The 6,321-nt window shown below is 56.8% G+C and carries 6 protein-coding genes; 4 read left to right on the top strand and 2 right to left on the bottom strand.

The annotated features are described in order from the left end of the window. Positions 1–167 precede the first annotated feature (167 nt). Entirely contained in the window at positions 168–743 is a 576-nt protein-coding gene (locus AC5M9B_RS09820; protein WP_019271668.1) for an NAD(P)H-dependent oxidoreductase, read from the top strand. A gap of 15 nt (positions 744–758) precedes the next feature. Here AC5M9B_RS09820 and AC5M9B_RS09815 read toward each other — a convergent pair whose 3' ends face one another. Next, a complete protein-coding gene (locus AC5M9B_RS09815; RefSeq protein WP_487648583.1) occupies positions 759–1,520 on the bottom strand; it encodes an SDR family oxidoreductase in 762 nt (253 codons plus the stop codon). Between the two features lie 171 nt (positions 1,521–1,691). On the opposite strand from AC5M9B_RS09815, the gene AC5M9B_RS09810 reads away from it, so the two are divergent. The 3 genes from AC5M9B_RS09810 (at position 1,692) to AC5M9B_RS09800 (ending at position 4,540) form a co-directional block, all read left to right on the top strand. Then, positions 1,692–2,537 (top strand): bifunctional transcriptional activator/DNA repair enzyme AdaA, encoded by an 846-nt coding sequence (locus tag AC5M9B_RS09810; RefSeq protein WP_487648582.1) that lies wholly within the window; start codon positions 1,692–1,694, stop codon positions 2,535–2,537. After that, the gene (locus AC5M9B_RS09805; RefSeq protein WP_487648581.1) at positions 2,527–3,153 is read left to right on the top strand and encodes an alpha-ketoglutarate-dependent dioxygenase AlkB family protein; all 627 of its coding nucleotides are present in this window, start codon (positions 2,527–2,529) and stop codon (positions 3,151–3,153) included. The genes AC5M9B_RS09810 and AC5M9B_RS09805 overlap by 11 nt, the downstream gene beginning before the upstream one ends. Positions 3,154–3,307: 154 nt before the next feature. Then, positions 3,308–4,540 carry an MFS transporter gene (locus AC5M9B_RS09800; protein WP_487648580.1) on the top strand — a complete coding sequence of 411 codons (1,233 nt, stop codon included), beginning with the start codon at positions 3,308–3,310 and terminating at the stop codon, positions 4,538–4,540. 253 nt (positions 4,541–4,793) lie between these two features. On the opposite strand, the gene AC5M9B_RS09795 is transcribed toward AC5M9B_RS09800, so the two are convergent. Further along, on the bottom strand, positions 4,794–6,104 hold the full coding sequence (locus AC5M9B_RS09795) for a sulfate adenylyltransferase subunit 1 (RefSeq protein WP_487648579.1): 1,311 nt from the start codon (positions 6,102–6,104) through the stop codon (positions 4,794–4,796). Positions 6,105–6,321: the final 217 nt, after the last annotated feature.

The raw sequence follows: 6,321 nt of genomic DNA, 5'->3' as shown, positions 1-6,321 counted from the left end.
GCACCTTAGAGAATCGTTCTCTTTGAGCTAAGGCGAGGCAACGCCGTACTGGTTTAAAGTTAATCCACTATATCATTCAGCCTTGCCTGTCCGATACAGATTTGAGCAAACCGACATTCGTTTGATAGCATGGGAACACTCGGCAACTGACTTTTAGGAGTACAAAAATGTCATTTACCACAATCATTTATGCCCATCCCTATGATCAAAGCTTCAATCACGGCATTTTGCGGCGCGTGCAGCAACTGTTGGACAAAAAAGGCGAAAAATACCGACTGATCGACTTATACGCAGACGGTTTCAACCCCGCCTACACCAAAGAAGAGCTTGCCTTGTTCAACCAAGGCAAAGCCCTTGACCCGCTGGTTTTACATTATCAGGAACTCTTGAAAACCACCCACCGCCTGATTTTCATCTTTCCGATCTGGTGGGCGGATATGCCCGCCATCGTCAAAGGATTTGAAGACAAAGTTTTCCTAAAGACACTCGCTTACGTCCCGACTGCCACAGGCCTGAAAGGCAACCTATCCCACATCAAAGAAGCACTGGTCATCAGCACGTCCACCGCCCCCACATGGTATCTGAAATGGTTTGGCGGCAACGGCATCGGCAAAGCGATGGTGGGACACACGCTCAAAGGCATCGGTATCGCCAAACGCCGGTGGCTCAACTTCGGCAATATGGACAAATCCACCGACGAACAGCGGCAGGCGTTTTTGGCAGATTTGAGCCGAAGCGTGTAATCTTCAGGCGGTCTCTTACTTCACCGCCGAATTTCCGCCGTCCGCAAACAACGCCGTACCCGTTACAAAGCTGCCCATCGGGCTGACGAGGAACAAAATCGCGGCGGCAATTTCTTCGGGGCGGGCGATGCGTTTGACCGCATGCAACCCTTCCGCCCATGCCCGCTGCTGCGGGTCGGTAGTCATCATTTCCGTATCCGTACCGCCGGGAAGCAGGGCATTGGCGCGGATACCTTGGGCTGCATAGTCGGCGGTAATGCCTTTTGCCAGAGCGGCAAGTGCGGCTTTGGCGCAGCCGTAGGCGGTTTTGTTAGGCAGGGCACAACTGGTGCCGACAAAGCTGGACGTGAACACAATCGCGCCACCACCGCGTGCGAGCATAAGGGGAATTTGGCTGCGCGCGCCGAGAAAGGCAGCGGTTAGGTTACCGTCCAGCGTTACCCGCCACTCTTCGGGCGAAAGTTCCGCCAAGGGTTTGTACGCTCCGATGATGCCCGCGTTGTTCACGGCGATATCCAAGCTGCCGAACTCTTGCTCTGCCGCATGGACGACGGCTTCGTGCGTTTCAGGCAGCACTGCGTCACCTGCCACGGCAACAGCCCGTCCGCCGCGTGCGCGTATCAGTGCGGCGGTTTCTTCCAGTTTGTCGGCACGGCGGGCACATAAGACAACGTTTGCGCCGTGCTCCGCCAACAGCAGTGCAACCGCGCGACCGATACCCGACGACGCGCCGATAACGGCGGCGGTTTTATTGTTCAAATTCAATAAGCTTGACATAACGTTCCTTACATATGCGGTTAAAGACGATGCAAGTTTAAGGAAGCCGCGATATAAAGACGACCCGATTATTGATGAATTTCAGACAGACAAACAATCTTTCCATCAACAATCGGGTCGTTTCTTGTCGGCTTTCAGGCTATCCTATCCCATACAACGACAGGATAATTTATGAACTTAAATCAAACCCGCCAATTCCTCCGCATTGCCCGCGCCATCGAATACCTTTACGACCATGCCGCCGAGCAGCCCGATTTGGCGCAGGTGGCGGCGGCAGTGCACGTCAGTCCCGAACATTTGCAGCGCGAATTTTCCGCATGGGCGGGCATCAGTCCGAAAAAAATGCTGCAACACATCAGTATCAGCCGTGCCAAAGAAGCCCTGAAAAACAGCGAAAGCGTGTCGGATGCGGCGCATTGCGGCGGACTGAGCGGCACGGGGCGGCTGCACGATTTGTTTATAAACATCGAAAAAATGACTCCGGGCGAATACAAAAACGGCGGTGCGGGCTTGCAAATCGATTACTGTCTGATTCCCAGCCCCTTCGGCGACCTGCTGGCGGCAGCGACAGACAAAGGCATCTGTTTCATGCGTTTTTCAGACGACCTCTCTGCTACCCTGGACGAATTGCGCGCCGAGTACCCGAACGCCCGCCTGGTTGAGCGGGAAACCGAGTGCCACCGCCAAGCCGCAAAAGCATTCGGCAGCCCGTCCGACCGTTGCGGCGGCAGCGTTACCCTGCACATCAAAGGCACGCCCTTCCAGCTCAAAGTCTGGCAGGCGCTGCTCGATATTCCCGCAGGCAGCCTGCAAAGCTACGGCACAGTGGCGCAGGCCGTCGGTTCGCCCAACGCCGTGCGCGCCGTAGGGACGGCCGTCGGACAGAATCCCGTTGCATTACTCATCCCCTGTCACCGCGTCATCCGCGAAAGCGGCATCATCGGCGGCTACCGCTGGCAACGCGGGCGCAAAATGGCGATATTGGCTCACGAATTGGGAGACGCTGATGATGTTTGACCTCTTCCCCGAAACCGCCAACCCGTACGCCAACCTCCTGCCCTACGACGGCATCGTCAGCGATTTCGGACGGATTTTCACCGCCGCCGAAGCTGACCGTTATTTTGAAATTTTGCAGCGTGATATTCCCTGGCGGCACGACGAAGCCGTGATATTCGGCAAGCACATCATCACTGCCCGCGAAGTCGCGTGGTACGGAGACACGTCCTACAACTACGGCTATTCCGGCGCAAACCGCATCGCCCTGCCGTGGAATGGCGTCTTGCCCGAACTCAAAAACCGCGTGGAAGCCGCCATCGCCGACATCTGCCCCACCCGCTTCAACTCCTGCCTGCTCAACCGCTACAACAACGGCAACGAAGGCATGGCGTGGCACAGCGACGAAGGGCAGGGGCTGGTCAAAGACAGTGCCATCGCCTCCCTCAGCCTCGGCGCAACGCGCAAATTTGCCTTAAAACACAAAGAAAGCAAGGAAAAACGCGAAATGTGGCTGGAACACGGACAGCTCATTGTGATGCATGGCGAAACGCAGAAACACTGGCTGCACACCATCCTGAAAAGCACCCGCATCCAAGAGCCGCGGATTAATCTGACGTTTCGGGTGATGAAAGGATAAAAAGGGGCTGCTTTTTTCCATTTCAGACAGCCCCCGAAAGTCGTCTGAAAAACTGCTTGAAAATGTAGAACAGAGCCATAGGTCGTCTGAAACATTTTTCAGACGACCTACCGCACCCACATCATTCCCGTACACTCGCAATAGGGAGCCATCCATGTCCCAACAAACCCCGACATTCCCCGCCCCGCGCGACTGGCTGCTGCTTATCGGCGGCAGCACCTACAAATTCACGCTGACCGGTTTTTATCTGGTCGCGCTGGTCGCTATTTTGAAAAACCACGGTTACAGCCTGAACCAACTGAGCTGGATACATTTAATCGGCGGTATCGAAGCGGCGAAGGTGTTGTTTGCCGCGCTGATGGAGCGGCGGCCGGCGGGACGGTTCGGGCGGTTTCGCGGCTGGCTGCTGGCGGCGACGCTGGGGCTTTCGGCAGTGTTTGGGCTGATGGCCTGCACCGACATCACGCAGAACTTCCCACTGCTTTTGACCTGCTGCGCTTTGCTCTCGGCAATGTCGGCGGTGTACGGCTGCGCTATGCTGGGCTTGTCGTGCATCGTCCTGCCGCACCGCGAACGCGGTTTCGGCGGCGTGATTCAGACGATGGCGGCGCGCGGCGGCAAGATGATCGGCGGCGCGCTGGTGTTGTGGCTGTATCAGGAATACGGGCAGACGGCGGCGGCGGGCTTTATGCTGGCGTTCACCCTGCTGATGCTGCTGCAACTCTTGTGCTACCGCGAGCCGGAAAGCCCGACGGCGCAAGGCGGTTTGACGGCGTTGGCGGCACGGCTGGTCTCCTTTTGGCGGCAGCCTGAAACGGGCTGGCGGTGGCTGGTGCTGCTGTTTGCCGTTGCCGCGCCGTATGCGTTTGCAGCGGCGACTTTTGTGCCCAAACTGGCGGATTTGGGCTTCACCCCGAAGCAGACGGGCGGAATTCTGGCGGTGGGTATTCCTGTTGCCTGCCTGATTGTTACGCCGCTATCGGGCTGGTTTTCGCGCAATTATCCGCGCCGCAAACTCGTGTTCCTGCTCTACGCGCTGCAACTGCCGCTTTTGGCGTCCATGACCGCCATCGACGCGCTCGCCCGCGTCCACCCTTGGCTGCCGACCGCGCAAATCATCGCCCTGAGCCTGAGCTACACGCTGCTGCTGCCGGTGATACTGGCGTTGGTGATGGACAAATCCGACCGCGCCACCGCCGCACTCGACAGCAGCCTGCAATTCTCCGTCGTCCTGCTCGGCAGCTACGCGGCGGGGTTTGCCGCCCTGCGGCTGGCAAAGGTGGTCGGCTATGCCGATGCGTATTGGGCGGCGGTGGGCCTTGCCGTATTGGCGGGCGGGCTGCTGTATGCATGCAAAAGCCTGTTTGATTCAGACGAGCCGTCATGAGAGATCGTCTGAAAACCTTCCTTTCCGATTTCAGACGACCTTTTACCATGCATCCAAATAAAAAATGCCATGCCGCGATTTCGTTATTTTAATTCACTGTAATTTTCCACCGCGTTGGATGAGGACAAAGCAAAGCCGCAGGGCTTAAAGCCGACCTGCCATGTTCCCTGCCTTAATCTTCCATACTAAAGAGGTCGTCTGAAAACCCTGTTTCGGTGTTTCAGACGATCTCTTCAATTCAAGATGCCCTGTTTCAAATTTCAAAACTGTCCGCTTGGTCAGCCTTGCTTATCATGCCTGCGGCGACGGTGTGGTTGGTGGCTTCGTCTATCAGGATGAACGCGCCGAGGGCATGGTTTTCTTCGTAGGGTACGGCGGCGATCGGCTGCTGGGTTTTGAGGCTGACGCTGCCGATGTCGTTGAGCTTGAGCGTGTCGGCGGATTCGACGCGGCTGAGGGTGTTCACGTCCCAAACGTAGGAAATCGCGCTGATTTTGACGGGCGTGGTTTGGGTGGTGTGTTTCAGCAGGTATTTGCGGCGCAGGTTGAGCGGGATGTCGTCGAACCAGCACAGCGCGGCTTGGAACTGCTGTTCGGGCGCGACGGGGCTGTCGGCGGCGGCGATGCTGTTGCCGCGCGAGATGTCGAGATCGGTGTCGAGTGTGACGGTCAGCACTTCGCCCGCTTCGGCGGATTCGGTTTTGCCGTTTGGATTGTAGATTTCGGCAATCTTGGCGGTGTGTCCGCCAGGCAGGACTTTGATTTCGTCGCCTGTTTTCAGACGGCCTGCTTCCAGCCTGCCTTGATAGCCGCGGAAGTCGTCGCTGCTGCTGCCGTCTTGCCGTGCGACGCGCTGCACGGGGAAATGGGCGGCTTGGTCGGTGGCGTTTTGACGGTTGACGGGCAGGCTTTCGAGTAGGGGTAAAAGTGGCAAACCTTGATACCACGGGGTTTGGCTGCTGGCGTTGACGATGTTGTCGCCTTTTAACGCGCTGATGGGCAGAAAGTGGATTTGGGCTTGGAGGCCGATTTGTTCCGCCAGCTTGCGGTAGGCTGCGGTAATGGCCTGATATTTGGCTTCGTCGAAGTCGAGCAGGTCGAGTTTGTTGACGGCGACGATGATGTTAGGGCAGCCCAAGAGTTTCAGAATCGCGCTGTGGCGTTTGGTCTGCGGCAGGAGGACGGGTTCGCTGCCGGAAAAATCGACGCGCGTTGCGTCTATCAGGACAATGGCGGCGTCGGCGGTCGATGCGCCCGTTACCATATTGCGGGTGTATTGTTCGTGTCCGGGCGTGTCGGCGATGATGAATTTGCGCTTGGGCGTGGCGAAATAGCGGTAGGCGACGTCGATGGTGATGCCTTGTTCGCGCTCGGCGGCAAGGCCGTCGGTGAGGCTGGCGAAGTCGGGCGTTTCGCCGTTTTCGGCAGCGCGGTTGAGTTTGTCGAGCTGGTCGGTCAGCAGGGTTTTGCTGTCGTAGAGCAGGCGGCCGATGAGGGTGGATTTGCCGTCGTCGACGCTGCCGGCAGTGATGAAGCGCAAAAGCGGGGCGGTGGTTGCGGTCATGGTTCTTTCCTTAATTCTCGGATTGCACGTTACTTTAATGAGGTCGTCTGAAAATGGGAAAGAATGCTTGGTTTTAAAAAAAGATGATTTCGTTATATTCGTAAAAGAAGCGGATCGAAATGAAAATACTGTAAAACCTTATTCCCGTACAAATAGAAGTGAGGACTGCCAATACTCCCCTATCCGACAAAAAGGTCGTCTGAAATACATTTTCAGA

The organism is Neisseria flava (genome assembly GCF_982712965.1).
This window is presented reverse-complemented; position numbering and strand designations above follow the sequence as displayed.

Coding starts and splice junctions, on each gene's coding strand:
- AC5M9B_RS09820 (WP_019271668.1), top strand. CDS start 168: ATGTCATTTACCACAATCATTTATGCCCATCCCTATGATCAAAGCTTC.
- AC5M9B_RS09815 (WP_487648583.1), bottom strand. CDS start 1,520: ATGTCAAGCTTATTGAATTTGAACAATAAAACCGCCGCCGTTATCGGC.
- AC5M9B_RS09810 (WP_487648582.1), top strand. CDS start 1,692: ATGAACTTAAATCAAACCCGCCAATTCCTCCGCATTGCCCGCGCCATC.
- AC5M9B_RS09805 (WP_487648581.1), top strand. CDS start 2,527: ATGATGTTTGACCTCTTCCCCGAAACCGCCAACCCGTACGCCAACCTC.
- AC5M9B_RS09800 (WP_487648580.1), top strand. CDS start 3,308: ATGTCCCAACAAACCCCGACATTCCCCGCCCCGCGCGACTGGCTGCTG.
- AC5M9B_RS09795 (WP_487648579.1), bottom strand. CDS start 6,104: ATGACCGCAACCACCGCCCCGCTTTTGCGCTTCATCACTGCCGGCAGC.